The following is a 20,856-nucleotide window of genomic DNA, read 5'->3' as shown; positions in this document are numbered from 1 at the left end:
TGGAATATGGGGATCGGCGTGGAGGTTCTACTATTTATTCAATACCCCCGCACCACCTTCTGCACAGGCCAGTCCCGTAATGACGGGCTGGTCATCAGCTGCAACCCCTACCAGAAACCCCCAGAAACCCAAGGTAAGAGGCGCACTCATGACCCAGCCCGAGCACGATCCCTTCGGCTTTATCGGCCTGACCTACGACGACGTCCTGCTCCTTCCCGGGCACACGGACGTCATCCCCTCGGAAGCTGACACGTCGTCGCGAATCTCCAAGCGGATCACCGTGCAGACTCCGCTGCTTTCCGCGGCCATGGACACTGTCACCGAATCTCGCATGGCCATCGCCATGGCGCGCCAGGGTGGACTCGGCGTCATCCACCGCAACCTGTCCATCGATGACCAGGCGGACCACGTTGACCGCGTCAAGCGCTCCGAGTCCGGCATGATCACGAACCCGCTGACCATCCACCCGGAAGCTACCCTGCAGGAGCTGGACCAGCTCTGCTCCCGCTACCGCGTGTCGGGCCTGCCCGTCGTCGATCCTGACGGCCGCCTTCTGGGCATCGTCACGAACCGCGACACCCGTTTCGTTCCCGAGTCCGATTTCCCGCTGCGCCGCGTCAGCGACGTCATGACCAAGATGCCCCTCATCACGGGGCATGTGGGCATCAGCCGCGACGAGGCTTCTGCCAAGCTGGCCACGAACAAGATCGAGAAGCTTCCGCTGGTCGACGAGCAGGGCCGCCTCAGGGGCCTCATCACCACCAAGGACTTCACCAAGGCGGAACAGTACCCGCTGGCAACCAAGGACGACGAAGGCCGCCTCCGCGTGGGCGCCGCCATTGGCTTCTTCGGTGACGGCTGGGAACGTGCGATGAAGCTGATCGACGCCGGCGTCGATGCACTGTTCGTGGATACCGCGAATGGCCATTCGCAGGGCGTGCTGGACATGATCAGCCGCCTCAAGAACGAAAAGGCCGCGGCGCACGTGGACATTATCGGCGGCCAGGCTGCCACGCGCGAAGGCGCCCAGGCGTTGATCGACGCCGGTGCCGACGGCATCAAGGTGGGCGTCGGTCCCGGATCGATCTGCACCACCCGTGTTGTGGCTGGCGTAGGCGTTCCGCAGATCACGGCCATCTACGAGTCGGCCAAGGCCGCCATTCCGGCCGGCGTGCCGCTGATTGCCGACGGCGGCCTGCAGTACTCCGGCGACATCGGCAAGGCCCTCGTGGCTGGAGCCGACACCGTGATGCTGGGTTCGCTGCTGGCAGGCTGCGACGAGTCCCCGGGTGAGCTGATCTTCGTCAACGGCAAGCAGTTCAAGAGCTACCGGGGGATGGGTTCCCTGGGCGCCATGCAGTCCCGCGGGAAGAACACCTCGTACTCGAAGGACCGTTACTTCCAGGCGGACGTTTCCGGCGACGACAAGCTGATCCCGGAGGGCATCGAGGGTCGGGTGGCCTACCGGGGGCCGTTGTCCTCGGTGGCCTACCAGCTGGTCGGCGGACTGCGCCAGACGATGTTCTACACTGGTGCGCCCACCATCGCAGAGCTCAAGGTGCGCGGAAAGTTTGTCCGCATCACCGCGGCCGGCCTGAAGGAATCGCACCCCCACGACATCCAGATGACCGTCGAAGCACCCAATTACGGATCCCGCTAACCACTTCCGGCGGTGGTTGGGCCTGCCCCAGGGGCCACGACCGCCGGCTTCCCTGACCGGGGGCCCACGCCGCCGAGGGTCCCGGCCTGAGCTTGCGAAGGCCGGGAGGCGGTGGGGACTTGCGAGGTTAGGGAGCGGTTGGGGATCAACCACCGCACATTCCAGAGGGCTAGGTTGAAGCCATGTCCCAACCACGGCACCCCGCCGAGCTGACCCCCAAAAGGGACGCCCAGCGCAAGCTTGCCCTCAGACCGTACGCGCGCGCCGTCGGGCAGGTCCTGAAAGTCAGCTTCAAGGCATCGCCCGGCGCCGTGGTCATGAAGGTGGCGGGCTCGCTTATCTCGGCGCTGCTGCCCCTGGTCACCACCTATTTCGCGGCGCTGACAACCACGGCGCTCGCCGCCGGCTATGCCGGCGACCCGCAGGCCGGGCCACAGGCAATCCTCTACGTCATCATCACGGCCGCGCTGGGCCTGTTTTGGGGTGCGTTCAGCAGCGTGGACCGCTACATCCAGCAGCTCATGAGCTTCAAGGTGGGCGCCATCGTGGGCGACCTGATGTACGAGAAATTCCTTGCGCTCGAGTTCTGGCGGTATGACGACAAAGAGACCGTGGACCTCTATGACAGGGCCAAGAGGTTCTCTGACTCGTATGCCCGGGTCCTTGATCGAATTGCCGCTATCTTCACGCAGCTTGTTTCCGTGGTGCTGGCCGTCGGTGCCCTCATGCTCGTCAGCTGGTGGATAGCGGTGATCGTGCTCATCGCCGTTGTGCCCAGCGTCTATTTGCAGTTCAAGCTCTCTCGCGAACAGATCGCCCACTGGAACACCCAGGTGGATTCCCGCAGGCAGCGAAGGATGATCGAGACCAACCTCCTGCGGCCCCAGCACATTGCCGAAATGCGCCTGTACGGAATCGTCGGGTTCCTGATGGGGCTTCGCTCACGCCTGCGCGACGCCGATGAACGCCGCCGCCTTGACTTCCAAAAGCGCTACATTCCCAAGCAGCTCGCCGCCGACGCCCTGCAATATGGCGCCGAAGTGGTCTCCCTTATTTGGGTGGTAGGCCAGATCATCGCCCGTGCCCAGCCGGTGGGCCAGTTCCTGTACGTCCAGCAGATCGTCAGCAGGGCGCTGTCCACCGCCAACAACCTTGTGTCGTCCCTAAGCTCCATTGATGAAGACCTGGCTAACCTCAAGGATTATGAGCTGTTCATGGCCCTGCCGGTCCATTCGCCGAAAAATCCGCCACTAGTGAAGCCGCCACACACGATCGAGCTGCGGAACATCCGCTTCAGCTATACCGGCAGCGACATCGAAGTCATCAAGGGCGTTTCGCTGACCATCCGGGCCGGCCAGCACATCGCCATTGTTGGGGAGAACGGGGCAGGCAAGTCCACGCTTATCCGGATCCTGGCCGGACTCTACCGTCCCGATTCGGGGCAAGTACTGCTCGACGGCGTCGACCTCGCCGGACTGGACGTCACCAGCTGGCACCGCCACCTTGCGGTATTGAGCCAGGAGTTCCTCAAGTATGAGTTCGCCACCGCTGCGGACAACATCTACTTTGGAGATGCCTCGACTCCCCGCGACGACCACCGGGTACAGCGCGCCGCGGGAGACGCGGAGGCCCTGGACTTCATCAACAAGCTCCCCAATGGACTGGACAACCACGTCAGCAACTGGATGGAGGACCCGCGGGGCCGCAAGGGCAGCGGCCTCTCCGGAGGAGAATGGCAGCGGCTGGCCATGGCCCGGAACTTCTACCGGAACGCCCAGTTCATGGTCATGGACGAACCCACGTCGGCCATCGACGCACTGGCGGAACACCGGATCTTCACGCGTCTTTTCGCCGACCGAAGCAGGACGATCATCGCCATCAGCCATCGCCTCGCCACCATTGAGAAGGCCGACGTCGTCTACATGCTGGAGGAGGGCAGGATCGTGGAACAGGGCACGCACAAGGAACTCGTTGCGCTCCGAGGCCGCTATTACCGGATGTTCGAATCCCAGCTGACGGTGGACGAGGAAGTCTGAGGGACGTTCACGGACGGGGTAAACGGCAGGGTCCAGTAAGGTAGAACCCGTGACTTATGAGATTGAAATCGGCCGTGGCAAGCGTGGGCGTCGTGCCTACTCCCTGGATGACATCGCGATTGTTCCCAACCGCCGGACGCGCGACCCCAAGGACGTTTCGGTCTCCTGGCAGATTGATGCCTACAAGTTCGACATGCCCGTCATCGCTGCCCCCATGGACTCTGCCATGTCCCCGGATACCGTAATAGCCCTGGGACGACTCGGCGGACTGGGAGTGCTGGACCTCGAGGGCCTCTGGACCCGGTACGAGGACCCGCAGTCGGTACTGGACGAAATCGCCGGACTCGCCGATGAAACCGCCAGTCCCGCCGTCACCCGACGCATGCAGGAGCTCTACCAGGCTCCCATCCAGCCGCATCTCATCAGTTCCCGCCTTGCGGAAATCCGTGCAGCCGGAATCACCGTGGCCGGTTCCCTCACCCCACAGCGCACCCAGGAACACTACAAGACCGTCGTCGCCGCCGGCGTCGACATCTTCGTGATCCGCGGCACCACGGTTTCAGCCGAACACGTCTCGAAGAACCACGAACCGCTGAACCTGAAGCAGTTCATCTATGAACTCGACGTTCCGGTCATTGTCGGCGGTGCGGCCGGCTACACGCCTGCCCTGCACCTGATGCGGACAGGCGCCGCCGGTGTACTGGTCGGCTTCGGCGGCGGTGCCACCACCACCACCCGCCGGGCGCTCGGAATCCACTCGCCCATGGCGTCTGCCATCTCCGACGTCGCGGCCGCTCGCCGCGATTATATGGACGAGTCCGGCGGCCGTTACGTACACGTAATTGCCGACGGCGGCATGGGCGCCTCGGGAGACATCGTGAAGGCCATCGCGATGGGCGCCGACGCCGTGATGCTCGGAAGTGCGCTGGCCCGCGCTGAAGAAGCACCGGGCAAGGGCTGGCACTGGGGGCAGGAAGCCCACCACCTCGAACTTCCGCGCGGGGACCGCGTTAATGTGGGAACAGTCGGCCCGCTTGAGGAAGTGCTCTTCGGCCCGGGTCATCACACGGACGGAACGTCCAACCTGGTTGGCGCGCTTCGGCGCTCAATGGCGACTACCGGCTATTCGGACCTAAAGGAATTCCAGCGGGTCGACGTCGTGGTCTCGCCATATGCCGGGCGTTAACCAAGGGAGCTAGCCAACCCTGCCAAAGGCCGCGGCCAGCAAGTACTGTGGGTGGACTACGGTCTTTCGCACGACAGGAGGCTTCCAATGAGAAACGCTGCAAGTGGTTCCCAAAGCAAGGTGCCTGATCCTGGAGCACTTAGCCCGGAAGCCCGCGCCGCATCCATAGAAGCGCTGCGCAGCACTATTGAGCCGGGCAAGGAACTGGACATCCTGATTGTGGGAGGTGGCGTCGTCGGCGCCGGGGCCGCCCTGGATGCGGTCACCCGCGGACTGACGGTGGGCATCGTGGAGGCACGCGACTGGTCTTCCGGCACGTCCTCCCGGTCCTCCAAGCTCATCCACGGCGGCCTGCGCTACCTCGAGATGCTTGACTTCGGACTCGTCCAGGAAGCGCTGCAGGAACGTGGGCTGCTGATCCAGCGGATCGCCCCGCACCTTGTCCGTCCTGTACCCTTCCTGTACCCGCTGACACGCCGTTTCTGGGAACGGCCCTACGTGGGCCTCGGCATCATCCTCTACGACACATTGGGCATGACGTCCGGGCATAGCCGCGGAGTGCCGATGCATAAGCACTTGTTCCGCCGGGGAACCCTGCGCGCCGCGCCGAGCCTGAAGGACGACGCCCTGGTAGGCTCCATCCGCTACTACGACGCCCAGGTCGATGACGCCAGGCTGGTGGTCAACATTGTGCGGACCGCTGCCCACTATGGCGCGCATGCCGTAAACCGCATGCGCGTGGTTGAGTTCCTCCGCGAAGGCGAGCGGGTAGTGGGCGCAAAGGTGGAAAACCAGGAGGACGGAACAGTCTTTGAGGTGCGCGCCAAGCAAGTGCTCAACGCTACGGGTGTCTGGACTGATGAGACCCAGGCCATGGTCACCGAGCGGGGCCAACTGAAGGTCCGGGCCTCAAAGGGAATCCATCTGGTGGTTCCGCGCGACCGCTTCCAATCCACCGTTGGCCTCATCCTGCGCACCGAGAAATCGGTGCTATTCGTCATTCCGTGGGGACGCCACTGGATCATCGGCACTACGGATACTGACTGGAACCTGGACAAGGCCCATCCGGCCGCGTCCAGCAGGGACATCGATTATGTCCTGGAACATGTCAACAGGGTTCTCAAGCGGCCCTTGACACGGGAAGACGTCGAAGGAGTCTATGCCGGCCTCCGCCCGTTGCTGGCAGGGGAGAACGACTCCACTGCGAAGCTTTCACGTGAGCATGTGGTGGCGCATCCCGTCCCGGGACTCGTGGTTGTGGCCGGCGGCAAGCTGACTACCTATCGGGTCATGGCCAAGGATGCAGTTGATGAAGCCACGCGCGCCATGGACGAGCGCGTACCGGCCAGTTGCACCGACACCATCCCGCTCCTTGGCGCGGAGGGCTTCAAGGCCGCCTGGAACCGCAGGGTCCGCTCGGCTGAGGAGGCCGGAGTGCATGTGGCGCGGGTGGAACATCTCCTCAACCGATATGGCTCCATGGCCCCGGAGGTCCTGGACCTGATCGCGACGAACCCGGAGCTCGCCAAACCTCTGCCTGGCGCCGACGACTACCTTGCGGCCGAGGTTGTCTACGCCACCACCCATGAAGGTGCGCGCCACGTTCACGATGTCCTCACGCGAAGGACACGCATCTCGATTGAGGCGTGGGACCGAGGTGTGTCTGCGGTCCCGGTTGTCGCTAAGCTGATGGGAGAAATTCTTGGCTGGAGCGAGGCACAGCGGGAAAGCGAGATCAAGCACTATCTGGCACGGGTCGAGGCCGAAAGGCTAAGCCAGCAACAGCCGGACGACGAGTCCGCTGATGCCGCCCGAATGGGCGTGGACGACATCGTGCCCCTGCGCTGAAGAACGCTGTCCGCTGCCTGCCAGGCCACTCTGAAGGGACACGACTTGGCGGAACCACTGGACCCCTACGATGCCGAGCTTACGACGCCGGACATGGTGATCCTTGAGCTGGAAGCATCGGACAAACTGGATGCCGCGGCCCAGCTTGCCAGGAGGCTTCACGCCGCCGGCAGGGTGTCCGACCTTGATGGCTTCCTTCAGCAGGTCAATTCCCGGGAGCATCAGCTGGCCACCGGGCTTCCCGGCGGGATCGGGCTGCCCCACGCACGCAGCGAATTCGTGTCGAGAATCTCCATCGCGGTCGGCGTGACGAGGTACGGCTACTCCCTTGATTTCGGCGCCAGCGATGGTCCCGCAACCCTTGTCCTGCTGATCGCCACCCCGGCAAGTTCATTCTCCGACCACCTCGAGGTACTAGCGACTATGGCGCGGTCCTTGTCCAAGGAGTCGTTCCGGGAGTCCCTGCGTCGGGCACACGACCCCGAAGTGATCGCCGAGCTCATCAACTCCAGCCTCGTCTTCTTCGATCACTAGCGCGAGTTGGGGCAGGCCCTTTGAGGCAGTCCTTTGAGCGGCGGCTTTCTTTGCTTCGTTTCGTTGTTCTACAGCTTGACGAAGTACGGTTAAGGGGTGTTGAAAACCGCTCTGAAGCCCCGTTGGATCGTAGGACTTGTGTTCGCGATCCTCCTTTCAGGGGTGTTCGTCCTGCTCAGCCAATGGCAGTTCGGCAGGTCCATTCAGAGCGAAGGCCCGGTCTCGCCGTCGGTGGAGGAAGTGAAACCCCTCACGCAGGTGCTGAAGCCCGGGCAGTTCTTCCCCGGCTCCGTGTCGGACCAGATGGTCAGCGCCACTGGAAGCTACGACTCCTCCCGACAAGTGCTGGTGGAGGGCCGGCTGCAGGGGGGCCAAAAGGGTTACTGGATCGTGTCGGCCTTTAGGGTGGACGATGCTCCACGCCTAAGCGGCATGGGGGCTTCCGCGGAGACTTGGATTCCGGTAGCCCGGGCTTGGGTGGCTGATCCGGCGCAAGCCGTGCCGCCGCCGTCAGGCCCTATTGAACTCACCGGTCGCCTGTTGCCATCGGAGGCGCCGCTGCCAAACGTCGACGCCGGTCCCGGCCGGGCTTCGGCCGTTTCCGTCGCGGAACTAATCAACAAGTGGGAAGTCTCCAGTTACCCCGGTTTTGTCGCCGCCACATCCGAGTTATCGGGCGGGAAGGACGTGGGAGCGAGCGGCGACCTGAAGGCCCTGAATATTCCTGCCCAGCCTCCAGCCCAGCAGGTCAATTGGCTGAATGTCTTCTACTCGGTCGAATGGGTAGTTTTTGCCGGATTTGCCCTCTATATCTGGTGGCGCATGGTTGCCGACGATTACCGCCGGGACCTCGAGGACCAGGAAGACGATCGCCACGAATTCGAGGACCACGAAGACGATCGCCATGAAGACGGCCCCGACCAGCTTCAGCCCGGAGACCATTTCCCTGCAGGCCAGCCTGAACTAACTGCAGGCGATACCGAACAAAAGGTGCAGCAATGATTGATCCCAAACCCGCCATCCAGCCCGAACAGTCGGGAGGCTCCGCCGGGAACAAGTCGGCCAGGAACAAGAAACGCCGTTTCGGGGGGACCATCCCGCAGATCCGTTCGGCCCTGAAGTTCTATAAGGTACTGGCCTACCTCACCGGTGCCATGCTCCTGCTTCTTTGCGCGGAGCTCGTAGCCCGTTACGCCTTTGGCGTCTACCTCTATGCCGGCGGGACCAACGCTGTCACAGGGCAGCCCTTTGGCCTCGGATTCGCCGAGGCTGAACCCAAGGGCGTGATCGGCGGGGCCAATATTTCGGTGGCCGTGTTGATCGTCCATGGCTGGATGTATGTCGTCTACCTCATCTCGAACTTCCGCCTGTGGTCGCTGATGCGCTGGCCGTTCACCAAGCTCGTGCTGCTCGCCCTCGGCGGGGTAGTTCCGCTGATGTCCTTCATCGTCGAGAAGAAGTTCCATGCCGAAGTAGAGGCCGAGATCGCCGATAATCCAGGGGCGTCCAGGCGCTACTGAACCGGTGCCGCCGTCGGGCACTGCACGGCACTGTGAGATGCCTAACTCGAGGCGTCTCCAGGGGGTTGCGGACGGTCGCGAAGATGCACCGGGACGGTCGTGCAAAGTAGGCTATGACGGTGACTATTCCCTCCGCACCCCAGACTTCACAGAAGCCGGTGCTGGTTGTTGACTACGGTGCCCAATACGCGCAGCTGATTGCCCGCCGCGTCCGTGAAGCGAACGTGTACTCGGAAATCGTTCCGCACACCTTCACCACCGAGCAGCTCCTGGCCAAGAATCCGGCAGCAATAATCCTTTCTGGAGGGCCGTCCAGTGTTTACGCTGACGGAGCGCCGAACGTCGGCGCCGACCTCTTCGAGGCAGGCGTTCCCGTATTTGGCATCTGCTATGGCTTCCAGGCCATGGCCAATGCCCTCGGCGGCAAGGTCGCAAAGACGGGTCTGCGGGAATATGGCGCCACCGAGGCAAAGGTAGTTGGCGATGCCCGCTCCATCCTCGCCGGTGTTCCGGAAACCCAAAACACCTGGATGAGCCATGGGGACTCGGTCCACGAAGCCCCCGAGGGCTTCGAAGTGCTGGCAACCACCGCAGGCGCCCCGGTTGCCGCCTTTGCGAATGAGGAAAAGTGCCTGTACGGCGTGCAATGGCATCCCGAGGTCAAGCACTCTGCCTATGGGCAGCAGGTGCTGGAGAACTTCCTGTTCAAGGGCGCGAAGCTGCAGCCGAACTGGACCACGGGCAACATCGTCGAAGAGCAGGTGGAACGGATCCGCCGCCAGATTGGCGATTCCAAGGTCATCTGTGGACTGTCCGGCGGCGTCGACTCGGCCGTGGCCGCAGCCCTTGTCCAGCGGGCCGTCGGTGACCAGCTGACCTGTGTGTTCGTGGACCATGGCCTCTTGCGCGAGGGCGAGGCCGAGCAGGTCGAACGCGATTTCGTCGCCGCCACCGGCGTCAACCTCTACGTCGCCAACGAGCAGGAACGCTTCCTTTCCGCCCTGGCCGGAGTCAGCGACCCCGAGACCAAGCGCAAGATCATCGGCCGCGAGTTCATTCGTGCCTTCGAGGAAGCGGAACGCGCCATCATCGAGCAGGCTGAAGCCGAGGGCGAGAAGATCAGGTTCCTCGTTCAAGGCACGCTCTATCCCGACGTCGTTGAGTCCGGCGGCGGCGAAGGCGCCGCCAACATCAAGAGCCACCACAACGTCGGCGGGCTTCCCGAGGACCTGCAGTTCGAACTCGTTGAACCGCTGCGCGCCCTTTTCAAGGACGAGGTCCGTGCCGTTGGGGCTCAGCTTGGTCTGCCACAGGAGATCGTTGGACGGCAGCCGTTCCCTGGTCCGGGCCTCGGCATTCGGATCGTGGGAGAGGTCAACCACGAGCGCCTCGAACTCCTCCGCAAAGCCGACGCGATTGCCCGCGCGGAGCTTACCGAGGCCGGCTTGGATCACGATGTGTGGCAGATGCCCGTGGTCCTGCTGGCGGATGTGCGCAGTGTTGGTGTCCAGGGCGACGGGCGCACCTACGGTCACCCGATCGTGCTGCGTCCGGTTTCCTCTGAGGACGCGATGACCGCTGATTGGTCTCGCCTGCCTTACGAACTGCTGGCCCGGATTTCGAACCGGATCACCAACGAGGTCGACGGCGTAAACCGGGTGGTGCTGGACGTCACCAGCAAGCCCCCGGGAACCATCGAGTGGGAATAGCACCAGGCTAAGCAAAGTGGCCGGCCCCCTGTTGCGGGGCCGGCCACTTTGCTTAAGCTCGTCAAATCAGCGGCAATTTCCGGCCGCTGCAGTGTTGCGACCCGGACAGCAGGGGGATTCCCGCTACCCTCGAAAGTATGCCGGTATGGACCAAGGCGTCTCGTGTTAGTACAGAAAAGAAGGCAGTAGTGTCAGTAGGACAAAGCCACGAAGAGGGCTCGGAAGAGCTCAGGAAATGGCTGTCGGGGCTCAAACCGGTCACCGGCGCCGACACCATGCTTCGGTTCGTCAAGACGCCGGAAGGTTCCATCGATCTCAGCAACGCCCACCCCTCAGGACTCGCGCAGCTGATGGCCGGGCGGAAAACCAGGCTCTCCACCCTGATTCGAGACCGGCAGCAGTACGTCGTCGCTGCCCGCGCCGCGCGAAACATCAGATCCAAGATCTTCGAACTCGGCAACGATCGCGGCATCGACGTCGGCTACTTGTCCGCCGGCACCGTAGTCTGGACCTCCGCCGTCGGAGGAAAGCCACAGCGCATCTCAGCGCCGGTCATGCTGACCGCAGTCTCCTTGACGCTCCGTCCGGGCGAAGACGATTATGAACTGCAGTTCACCGAGCAGGCAAAAATCAATCCCGCCCTGATCCGGCACCTGAAGACGGTCCACGGGATCGTGTTCGATGTCAATGCGGTAACCCGCATGGCCTACAGCACCGCACGGCTGAATCCGCAGCCGGTGCTGGACCGGATTGCCACACTTGTGCAGCCGATTCATGGCGCCGACGTGCAGTACAACCTGCTGCTGTCCACGTTCGCGGACCTTTCGGGCAACCTTGACGACCCCTGGATCAATCAAAACCACCACATTGTTACAGCATTGGCCAATGTGGCTGCGGGCGAGGACATTGAGCCCGAACCGGTGAAGTCAGGACGCTTTCCAAGCCTGGACGAACGGGATCCGGCCGACGAGTTCCTGCTGCTTGATGCAGACCCTGACCAGCAATATGTGGTGGATGCGGTGCGTGCAGGGGATTCCCTTGTAGTGAGCACCCCGCCCGGAAGCGGGCAGACGCAGACTGCTATCAACGCGATAGGCGCCTTGGTGGCGGAGGGCAAGTCAGTCCTCGTGGTGGGGGACAGGCGAGCCAGCCTCAATGAGCTGGCAGCCCAGTTTGAGGCCCTCGGCCTGGATTCGATGCTCCTGCGGCCGGGCGGAAGTGCGACGCCACAGCAGCTCAAAGGGCAGCTGATTCGGGCAATTGTCCGCAACGAGAAGTCCCTTGAACCGCAGCTGGCCAATCTGCACAAGACGCTGATCGGTCACCGTCACGCGCTCCTAGACCATGTGGCGTCCTTGCATAACGTGCGCGAGCGGTGGGGGTGCTCGCCTTACCAGGCGATGCAGTCCCTTGCTGAACTGACGTCCATCCAGCCCCCGCCGGCCACGACAGTCCGGCTCAAGCGCAGTGTCCTGGACAACATCAAGGATCGCGGGGAACTTGCCACCAGGCTCCGCCGTGCCGCCGAACTGGGCAGTTTCAGCCGAGCCTCCACCACGAGTCCCTGGTACGGTGCCAGGCTGGTTACCCGCAAGGAGACCGAGGAAGCCCAGCACCTGGCGCAATCCGCGGCGGAGAAACTTCCCCTCCTGCGCGAGCGTATGCAACAGTTGGCCGAACATGCCGAGATTCGCCTGGGCACCACTTTTGCCGAGTGGGGCGCGCAGCTGGATCTTTTGATGGCTGTCCGTGAAAGCCTGGACAAGTTCACACCGGATATCTTTGACCGCCCGGTGCACGATCTGATCTCGGCAACGGCGACCTCGGCGTGGCGGCGCGAACGCGGCATAGAGATGCCCTCCATGCAGCGATCCCGTCTCCGCAGGGTGGCCAAGGAGTACGTGCGTCCGGGAGTGCATATCGCGGACCTGCACAGCTCGTTGCTCCTCGTCCAGGAACAGCGGGCCCTGTGGGCAGAGTATGCGACCACCCAGCGTCATCCTGCTGTTCCCTCCGGACTCGCCGACCTGGGAGCTGCCTGTCGGGGCCTGGACAGCGAACTGAGCCGGCTTGGAGATGCCATAAGGCACACCGTGGAGGGCGGGAAACTTAAGGACACTCCGTACGAGGAATTGCTGGCGCGGCTGGAGCGCCTGGTCGCCGATACAAGCACCCTGGAGACACTCCCGGAACGCACCCTGCTTGTGGAGAACATGCGGGAGCACGGCCTGGGTGAGCTCCTCTCCGACCTCGCGGAACGGGAAGTGCCTGCGGAATCCGTGGCAGCCGAATTGGATCTGGCATGGTGGCAGTCGGCGCTGGAGGCCATGATTAGCGGGGACGATTATCTCGCCATGGCCGATGGGGAATCCCTTCGCCGCCTCGAAGCCGAGTTCAGGCTTGCGGACAACGCACATATTGCCAGCGGAGCTGCGCGGTTGCGGTGGCAGCTCGCTGAAAGATGGCGGGAGGGCATCGCGGAACACCCGAGGCAGGCCGAACTCCTCCGCAACCTCCTTAAGGATGGCAGGGTGACGCTTGCAGCGCTGAGCGCCCAAGCACCGCAACTTGTCCCGATGCTGGTCCCGGTCTGCGCCGTCAGCCCCTACCTGCTGACCGGACTCCTGCCCGTCCAGCAGAAGTTCGACGCCGTGGTGATCCTGGACGCCGAAACGACGTCGCTCCAGGCAGTCCTTCCTGCCATTGCCCGAGCACGCCAGGTCATTGCGTTCGGCGATTCGAAGATCGCCAGCCCGCGGACCTTTAGTGTGGCCGTTGAACTGCCGGCACGGGGAGAGCCTGGACACCAGGCGGTGGACAGTGCCTTCGAGGCCCTGGCCCGGGTGCTGCCTTCCTGGCAGTTGAACTGGATCTACCGATCCGTGGATGAAGACCTGGTCCTGCAACTGAGCAAGAACTATTACGACGGCGCCCTCCGCCGGCTGCCGGACGGTCAGTCTGTCACCGGCCTGGAGCGGGGTGTGATTGTTGAATACGTTGCGAACGGGACAGGGCTGCCGAGTTTTGACCAGGAGGGCGTGGAGTCTGTCGCGGCTGAGGTCAACCGCGTGGTGGACCTCGTGTTCGAACATGCAAGGCTGAGGCCTCGCACATCCCTGGCTGTTGTGACGGCCAGCCTGCGCCATGCCGCCAGGATCGGGGAGGCCATCCGGCTTCAGCTCCCCAATTATCCGCTCCTCGCGGGATTCTTCAGTGCGGGACCTGAAGCCTTCCGGGTGGTGGACCTGGAGCGCGCCCATGGACTCGTTCGCGACCATGTGATTTTTTCCCTGGGCTATGGACGCACCCCGCATGGGCGGGCGCTGCACAATTTCGGTCCGCTTTCGGCCGAAGGTGGCAGGAACCGCTTCGCCCTTGCGATGACTCGAGCCCGCCGCTCCATGCACGTGCTCAGTTGCTTCAAGCCTGAGGATCTTGACCTCGACCGGCTCTCGCACGGGGCCGTAGACTTCTATGAACTCCTGGATCGCGAACTGTCCGGAAATACCGACCTGGGCAGTCCGGCTTCCCGCGCCGCCGCAAGCGAACAGGCTCTGGGGGAGGACCCACTGGTAGCCGATCTTGGGGAACGGCTCAGGGCCAGGGGTGCGCGCGTCTGGCATCACTATGATGGTGTGCTGGACGTTGTGGCGGCAGCTGATCCGATTCATACCATTGGCCACGATGATGCCGATCTTCCCACCCCGGTAGCGATCGAATCCGATGGCACGGAACGCTACCGTCGGATGTCCGTCCGGGAACGGAGCAGGCTGCGTCCGCAACTTCTGGAGCGGATGGGTTGGCGCTACATGTCCCTATGGACCATTGAGGTGTTCACGGATCCGTCCGCGTGTGCGGACAGGATCGGTGCCTATCTTGGACTCGAGCGGCCTTCGCCGGCTCGGAACCAGTCCGATCATGGCTTCCTTGACGTCGACGTTGAACAATTGAGGGTGGACAGCGAGGAAGGAATTGCCATGGACCCGGATCAGCAGCATCCAGGAGAGTCCGAAGCCAACGAGCCTGCGGATGGCGCACAAGAGCCTACGAAGCGTGGCGGCGAGGCCAAGGGTTCCGGGGATACCGGGTCCGGGGACGGCATCCTGCCGAATAAGGCTGCGGAAGACGATCCCCGCCGATGGGGTGATGAATCCGGTCACGATCACGACGCCTGGCTGAAAGAACAGAAGCCACCGCACTGGGGCTGACGCCATCCGGCACGCGAAATACTGCCCATCGCCGGCTCGCCTTACTGGCCCGCGGGCGTTGGGGCTGCCCCAGTCAGCTGGTTGGCTCCCAGCCGGATTTCAAGGTGGTGGTGCATTGACCAGGGTGAAGAAGAGCTTTCCCTGGGTGGATGCTCCAGCAAGCTTCGCCGCCTGGTCGGGATTTGCCGCCACCACAAGGAGGCCGTCAGTTTCGTTGGTTCCCAGCCACTGACCTGGCTTCCCACCCTGGGATGATGTCCAGAGGACCGGGACAGCAGTGGCGAGAACTTCGCTGGCCCCAACTCGGCCATACTCGCCGTCGGACGTCATGACCACATTGACGAGTTGCCCCGTCGCTACGAGCTGCACTGAAGACGGATCAGCCATCCGCAACGGTACCGCCGCTGTACCGGGCTGCGATCCAGCGAGCAGGCCCGGGCCGAGCAATTGGGCGTCGGTGGGGATCTGTCCCTTGCGCAGCGGAGATGCCAATTGCTTGCCTTGGAGAGACTCTACGGTTGTGAAGGCGCCCGAGGGGGCTACCCCCGGTGCGACGTGGAGGACAGCGATATCGTCTGAACCGAGCGTGGAGCCGGCGGGAAGATCATGTGCAGCTGACATCACCTCGACGCGTCGCTCTGTAGCGGGGGTCAGCTGGTTCACGGCGATGCCTGCGGCAAGGCAAAGAAGCAAAGCCACAATGAGCCGACGATTCCGGCTGAGGCGTGCGCGCCAGCGTTGCCGCCACGTGAAACGCGCGCCGAAGCCGGGCCGCGGAGGAGCCAGCCGAGGCTGGAATAGCTTGCCGCCCTGGTACCGCTTGCCGGGCCGCGGGGATTGTGCAGTGCCGGATTTCGAGTCCGGGAGCGATCTTCTGGCGGAGGATGTAACTGGCATGGTCGCAACGCTAGCCAACGCCATCCCCGGCCCCTAGGACAGTTCGTCCTTATGTGGATAAAAGGGGTCGCGCGGAGCGCTAGCTGGCTGCTGCGGCAGGAACGGGCGAAGCAGCAGTCGCTGCCGGGGCAGCAGAGGGCGCGGGGGCAGAAGCAGTCGACGGAGCTGCTGGTGCAGCGTTAACGGAGCTTCCCTTGGAGTCGCGCGAATCGGTGCGGTAGAAGCCTGAACCCTTGAAAACCACGCCGACACTGTTGAACTTCTTGCGCAGCGTACCCCCGCATTCGGGGCAGGCGGTCAGGGAACTGTCTGTAAAGGCCTGGACGATGTCAAAGGCGTGGCCGCAGTCTTTGCAGGCGTAGGCATATGTAGGCACTGATAATCCTCCTCCGGGACGAACATCAGGTCCCGGTGGCTGTCCGCGAAACGTTCCGCGCACTTAGCAGTCCCGGGGCCTGAGTGCTAATTCTATCATCCGTTAAGTCTGGTTTAGGAGAACCAGTCCTGACGGTGTTAGAGCGCTGGCAACCGGACGGTCGAAGGGTTCTGCTGGAATGGCCCCGGCCTCCAGCACTTCGGCGTCATAGACCAGGGCGACGGCGGGAGGTCGCCGTCCCTCCGAATCCAACGAGGCCAGCAACCGGTCGTAGTAGCCGCCCCCTTGGCCGATTCGGCTGCCATCCAGGGACACCGCCGTCGCCGGAAGGAAGATACCGGCCACTTCGTCCGCCGGGAACTGCGGCAACTTCTCTCCGTCGGGCTCGTCGATTGGGGCGTAGCGGGAGCGGACGAGCGGTGTCGACGGCGTCCAGTAAACCCAGCTGAGCCGACGTTCCGGCTCACAGACCGGGAGCAGGACACGATAGCCGGAATCGTAGAGGGCTGTAATCAGCGGCAGGGTCGGGGGTTCGGAGCCTGTGCCCAGATAGACGGCAAAAGCCGATCCTGGGGCGTCCGCGAATTCTGAGGCCCATTCCACCCCGTGCCTTGCCAGGGCTTTCCCCGCCCTGGCAATCTGCTCATCAGTAAGCGACTTCCGCCTAGCGCGATGCTCGGCACGGATCAGTTCCTTGGACTGCATGATCCTCCAATTGTGGACGTTGCCGGGGCTAGGGCCCGCGTGCGGCAGTGGATGCGAGGGCGTTGTGACTTTTACCGCAATGGTGCTGCTTCCGATAGATTAGTCCGGTGATCTCGAATAACTCATCTGTCCGAAAAGCCGTTATCCCCGCAGCCGGGCTTGGCACCAGGTTCCTGCCTGCTACCAAGGCCATGCCCAAGGAAATGCTGCCCGTGGTGGATAAGCCTGCCATCCAGTATGTGGTTGAGGAGGCAGTAAATGTTGGCCTGAACGACATCCTGATGATTACTGGTCGGAACAAGCGGGCGCTCGAGGATCACTTCGATCGGGTACCGGCGCTGGAGGCCACCCTTGAGGAAAAGGGGGACACCGGGAAGCTTGAATCGGTGCAGTCCGCCAGCAACCTCGGAGATATACACTATGTCCGCCAGGGCGATCCCAAGGGCCTTGGCCATGCTGTCCTTCGGGCAAAGCAGCACGTGGGCAATGAACCCTTCGCGGTCCTCCTGGGCGATGACTTGATCGATCCCCGAGATGACCTCCTCAGCGTCATGATGGATGTCCAGGCCAGGACCGGCGGTTCTGTGGTGGCGCTTATCGAGGTGGAGCCGGACCAGATCAGCGCCTATGGATGTGCTGACGTCGTGCCTAGCGGCGAAGACGGCTATGTCCGGATCAACGAACTTGTGGAGAAGCCCTCATTGGAGGAGGCTCCCTCAAACCTTGCATTGATTGGCCGCTATGTGCTGCATCCGGCCGTCTTCGACGTCCTGGAACATACCGAGCCGGGTCGGGGCGACGAGATTCAGCTGACCGACGCCCTCCAGGTTCTCGCGGCCGGCGAGGGAGAAGGCTCCGGTGTTTACGGTGTGGTTTTCCGCGGACGCCGCTACGACACCGGAGACAAGCTGAGCTACCTGAAGGCCTGCGTTGAACTCGCTTGCGACAGTGAAGACCTTGGCCCCGGCCTGCGTGCGTGGTTGCCCGGATTCGCCAACGGCCTGGATAAGTAAGACCCAATGTGGGGTCCGTCCATTTGGCCGGTGACGCTGGAATGCGGCGAACTTGTCCTGCGGCCTATCCGGTACCGCGATCAGAAGGAATGGACCCAGGTCCGGTCCCGCAATAACGAGTGGCTGGCGCCGTGGGAGGCTTCGAACCCTGCGCCCGGGGGACGCCTGCCGAGTTATCGGCAAATGGTGCGGTCCCTTAACGCACAGGCGCGCCAATCCACTGCCCTTCCCTTTCTGATCACCGAGCAAACCCCAGGTCATCAGGATCCCGTGATCGTCGGACAGCTTACTGTCTCGTCCATCGTTTGGGGTTCGGCCATGATGGCCACCTTGGGTTACTGGGTGGACCAGGCAAGGGCAGGACGAGGCATAGCGCCGACGGCTGTCGCGATGGCCACGGATCATTGCTTCAAGGAGCTCGGACTTCACCGGATGGAAATCAACATTCGTCCGGAGAACCGGGCGAGCCTGAGGGTTGTGGAAAAGCTGAATTTCCGCGACGAGGGGTATCGTGAGCGCTTCTTGCATATCAACGGACAGTGGGCTGACCACAGGAGCTTTGCCCTCACTTCTGAGGAAGTGCCGGACGGCCTGCTCCACAGATGGCTCAAGGGTAGCGCCCGGGGCACTGATGAGCCGACGCGCTCAGCTTAAAACCTGGCATGACCATCCTGGAAAGCCCGGATTTGGCCGCCCGCTATAAGTCCAATCAATTGCCGCTCGTCCCACGACACACCGGGGGGAATGCGGCCACGGTCGAGGGAATGCTTCTACCGTTTTGAGTGTGGACTTTCCTCTCAGCAGCTCAGTGATCCTCATGGTCGCTGTCGCGCTGTGGATTGTGTGGGTAGCTCCCTATGTGCTCAGGAACGGCCGGCAGCAGTTCGAGGCTGTCGGCGAGGCGGTGGGCCATGCCGCTGACTATGAACCACAAGAATCGCAAGCCGGGTCGGCTCTGATGCTGGCCGCCCAGCAGGAGAAATCTATGGATACCTCGCAGAGCACGTCAACAGGATTGGACTCCAAAACCACACACGACCGGCATCGGGATCCTGCGGCAGCAGTGGCCCCCCTGCGAGTCAAGTACGGCCGCTGCACTATCGCCCTGCTGGGCCTGGTGATGCTGCTGGCCGTGCCCGTCACGGGCATACTCCGGATCATCGGTATCGGATCAATTTGGCTGCCGATTATCGGGCTTGCCGGCGCGATGGGTTCAATCCTGCTCCTGAGGAGACTCGCACTGCGGGATCGGCGTCGGAGGGTCAGCGCGGCCTTCACCGCAGCAATGACTGCTCCGTCGGCCAAACCTGTTGCCGCCCCGTCCAGTGCTCCTTCGGCTGATCGCAGGGAAGCGAAGGTCTTCGACGCCGAGGCCGGCAAGCAGGCACCGCCGCCCCCGCTGTGCGCCTTTGAACTGCGACAAGCAGCGCTTGCCGTGGCCAGGGAAGCGGGGGACGAATCCGCCCTGGCCGAGTCAAAGTCTGCGGCGATGGCGAAGGATGAGGCGTGGGAGCCCGTGGAATTGCCCAAGCCGACATATGTTGACGCTGCCAAGGCCGAGCGACCGGCGCCGGAACCGCTGGACCTGCCCGAAGCCCCCAAACCCGTTGGCAAGCCGTCGTTGAAGCAAGGCGCCATGAGCACCCCCGGTTCCCAGTCTGTAACAGGGACCCCCGCCGCCCAGCCCAACATTGCAGCGCAGTCGAACGGCGCCGCAAAGACCCAGAGTGCCCTGAGTAACCTCGACGACGTCCTTCAGCGCCGCCGGGCCTGATTGTCCTGGTGCTGGCAAGGAGCTGTGTCGCTGGCGTGACGGGCAGCTGGGTCGGGAGGTAGCCTGGCAGGCGTATTCCTGAGACAAGGGTTGAACTTGGTCCCGGAGCGGCCGTTCGGCAGTGAGGCTTTTGAGGCTTGGTTGGCAAAGCAACGCGATACTTTGTAGCCTAGGGACACCGGTAACCGCGAAAGCAGTTGTCGCGGGGCTATAGCTCAGTTGGTAGAGCGCTTCGTTCGCATCGAAGAGGTCAGGAGTTCGAATCTCCTTAGCTCCACAGAAAAGGCCCTCTGACGCGAAGATTCCCCTTTGACGCGAAGATTCCCCTTTCGCGTCAAAGGGGAATCGCGTCTTGTTACCCCGTCCGATCGAGGGTGACCTGGTAGCCCATGGCCTCGAGTTGGTGGAGTGCGCGGTTCTTGGCGCGTTCGGGGTGGAGACGGGTGAAGAAGTCTGCACCCGGGTCCTCGTAGAGGGTTCCGTAGCGGCCCATGTGCCAGATCGCGATGAGCATGGTGTGTTGGATCGCAACGTTAGCTTTCATGGGGCCTCGCCGCGACGAAATTCGGCGGTAGCGGGCGCCCAGGTAGGTGCCGGGGTTCTGTGCGCACGCCATCGCGGCAGCGCCGAGCGCTCCTTGGAGATAGGGGTTTCCGGGCCGGGTCTTGGTCGACTTGACTCGTCCGGCGGACTCGTTGTGACCCGGTGTGGTCCCGGCCCACGACGCGAGGTGCCCGGCGGTGGCGAACCTGGTCATGTCCGCGCCGGTCTCGGCGACGACGACGTCGGCGACGAGGGTGCCGATGCCGGGGATGGTGGCGATCAGGTCCCGGAATCCCTGAAAGGGTTCGATCACCACCTCGATCCGGGCGGTGATGTCCTCGATCGCCCTCGTGTGCCGGTCGATCAGGTCCAGATGTACCCGCGCCAGGAAGCCGTGGTGTTCGGTGAACCGGCCGGTCAGCGCCTCGGTCAACGCGGGGATCTTCGAGCGCAGCCGCCGCTTGGCCAGGTCGGCGAGTGCGGCGGGATCGTCTTGCCCCGCGATCATCGCCTCGAGCATTGCCCGTCCGGAGACGCCAGTGATGTCGGAGGCGACCGAGGACAGTTTGATGCTGGCGTCCTCGAGCAGCTTCTCGAGCCGTTGGATCTCCCGGCCACGTTCCCGGGTGATCGCGGTCCGGGCCCGGGTCAGATCGCGCAACTGGCGGATCGGCTCCGGGGGCACGAACGACCCGCGGACCAGGCCGTGCGCGCCGAGCTGGGCCAGCCACGTCGCGTCGGCGACATCGCTCTTGCGGCCAGGCAAGTTCTTGACGTGCCTGGCGTTGACCAGCATGACCTCGAACCCGGCGTCCTCAAGGAGGTAGTAGTGAAGTCGGCCCAAGGC

At 63.3% G+C, this 20,856-nt stretch carries 16 protein-coding genes and 1 tRNA gene; 13 read left to right on the top strand and 4 right to left on the bottom strand.

Annotated features, from left to right (window positions below):
- The first annotated feature begins 148 nt into the window (after window positions 1–148).
- From guaB to J7E82_RS12440, 9 genes are all read left to right on the top strand, one after another.
- On the top strand, window positions 149–1,660 hold the full coding sequence (gene guaB / locus J7E82_RS12480; RefSeq protein WP_214863088.1) for an IMP dehydrogenase: 1,512 nt from the start codon (window positions 149–151) through the stop codon (window positions 1,658–1,660).
- A 182-nt stretch (window positions 1,661–1,842) separates the two neighbouring features.
- Window positions 1,843–3,696, top strand: a complete 1,854-nt coding sequence (locus tag J7E82_RS12475; RefSeq protein WP_214863086.1) for an ABC transporter ATP-binding protein — start codon at window positions 1,843–1,845, stop codon at window positions 3,694–3,696.
- Window positions 3,697–3,745: 49 nt separating this feature from the next.
- On the top strand, window positions 3,746–4,882 hold the full coding sequence (locus J7E82_RS12470) for a GuaB3 family IMP dehydrogenase-related protein (protein ID WP_214863085.1): 1,137 nt from the start codon (window positions 3,746–3,748) through the stop codon (window positions 4,880–4,882).
- Window positions 4,883–4,969: 87 nt separating this feature from the next.
- Window positions 4,970–6,730, top strand: a complete 1,761-nt coding sequence (locus tag J7E82_RS12465) for a glycerol-3-phosphate dehydrogenase/oxidase (RefSeq protein WP_214863083.1) — start codon at window positions 4,970–4,972, stop codon at window positions 6,728–6,730.
- Between the two features lie 45 nt (window positions 6,731–6,775).
- A complete protein-coding gene (locus J7E82_RS12460; protein WP_214863081.1) occupies window positions 6,776–7,264 on the top strand; it encodes a PTS sugar transporter subunit IIA in 489 nt (162 codons plus the stop codon).
- Window positions 7,265–7,360: 96 nt separating this feature from the next.
- Window positions 7,361–8,266 carry an SURF1 family protein gene (locus J7E82_RS12455; RefSeq protein WP_214863079.1) on the top strand — a complete coding sequence of 302 codons (906 nt, stop codon included), beginning with the start codon at window positions 7,361–7,363 and terminating at the stop codon, window positions 8,264–8,266.
- Window positions 8,263–8,784 carry a DUF3817 domain-containing protein gene (locus tag J7E82_RS12450; protein ID WP_214863077.1) on the top strand — a complete coding sequence of 174 codons (522 nt, stop codon included), beginning with the start codon at window positions 8,263–8,265 and terminating at the stop codon, window positions 8,782–8,784. Before J7E82_RS12455 ends, J7E82_RS12450 begins: the two co-directional genes overlap by 4 nt.
- Before the next feature lie 119 nt (window positions 8,785–8,903).
- Window positions 8,904–10,493: a glutamine-hydrolyzing GMP synthase gene (guaA, locus tag J7E82_RS12445; protein ID WP_308113794.1), complete on the top strand. Its 1,590-nt coding sequence runs from the start codon at window positions 8,904–8,906 to the stop codon at window positions 10,491–10,493.
- 137 nt (window positions 10,494–10,630) lie between these two features.
- Entirely contained in the window at window positions 10,631–14,701 is a 4,071-nt protein-coding gene (locus J7E82_RS12440) for an AAA family ATPase (protein WP_214863073.1), read from the top strand.
- Between the two features lie 99 nt (window positions 14,702–14,800).
- Here J7E82_RS12440 and J7E82_RS12435 read toward each other — a convergent pair whose 3' ends face one another.
- The 3 genes from J7E82_RS12435 to J7E82_RS12425 form a co-directional block, all read right to left on the bottom strand.
- Window positions 14,801–15,598, bottom strand: a complete 798-nt coding sequence (locus J7E82_RS12435; protein ID WP_214863071.1) for an RcpC/CpaB family pilus assembly protein — start codon at window positions 15,596–15,598, stop codon at window positions 14,801–14,803.
- 79 nt (window positions 15,599–15,677) lie between these two features.
- A complete protein-coding gene (locus J7E82_RS12430; RefSeq protein WP_214863069.1) occupies window positions 15,678–15,974 on the bottom strand; it encodes an FmdB family zinc ribbon protein in 297 nt (98 codons plus the stop codon).
- Between the two features lie 102 nt (window positions 15,975–16,076).
- Window positions 16,077–16,679, bottom strand: coding sequence for a 5-formyltetrahydrofolate cyclo-ligase (locus J7E82_RS12425; protein ID WP_214863067.1), 603 nt, complete (start codon window positions 16,677–16,679; stop codon window positions 16,077–16,079).
- A gap of 107 nt (window positions 16,680–16,786) precedes the next feature.
- Between J7E82_RS12425 and galU the strand changes: the two genes are divergently transcribed.
- The 4 genes from galU (at window position 16,787) to J7E82_RS12405 (ending at window position 19,743) form a co-directional block, all read left to right on the top strand.
- Window positions 16,787–17,692: a UTP--glucose-1-phosphate uridylyltransferase GalU gene (gene galU, locus J7E82_RS12420; protein WP_214863065.1), complete on the top strand. Its 906-nt coding sequence runs from the start codon at window positions 16,787–16,789 to the stop codon at window positions 17,690–17,692.
- A gap of 6 nt (window positions 17,693–17,698) precedes the next feature.
- A complete protein-coding gene (locus tag J7E82_RS12415; RefSeq protein WP_214863063.1) occupies window positions 17,699–18,346 on the top strand; it encodes a GNAT family N-acetyltransferase in 648 nt (215 codons plus the stop codon).
- Between the two features lie 130 nt (window positions 18,347–18,476).
- Entirely contained in the window at window positions 18,477–19,466 is a 990-nt protein-coding gene (locus J7E82_RS12410) for a hypothetical protein (RefSeq protein ID WP_308113793.1), read from the top strand.
- A 204-nt stretch (window positions 19,467–19,670) separates the two neighbouring features.
- Window positions 19,671–19,743, top strand: a tRNA-Ala gene (locus J7E82_RS12405).
- 78 nt (window positions 19,744–19,821) lie between these two features.
- Here the strand turns inward: J7E82_RS12405 and J7E82_RS12400 are convergent.
- Window positions 19,822–20,856 (bottom strand): IS110 family transposase (locus J7E82_RS12400; RefSeq protein ID WP_214863061.1); only part of this gene is annotated, 1,035 nt, incomplete at its 5' end.

The sequence above is a fragment of the Arthrobacter sp. ISL-30 genome (assembly GCF_018613855.1).
Classification (GTDB): Bacteria; Actinomycetota; Actinomycetes; order Actinomycetales; family Micrococcaceae; genus Arthrobacter.
Note: the sequence above shows the minus strand (reverse complement) of the source record. Positions and strands in the feature narration are given on the sequence as shown.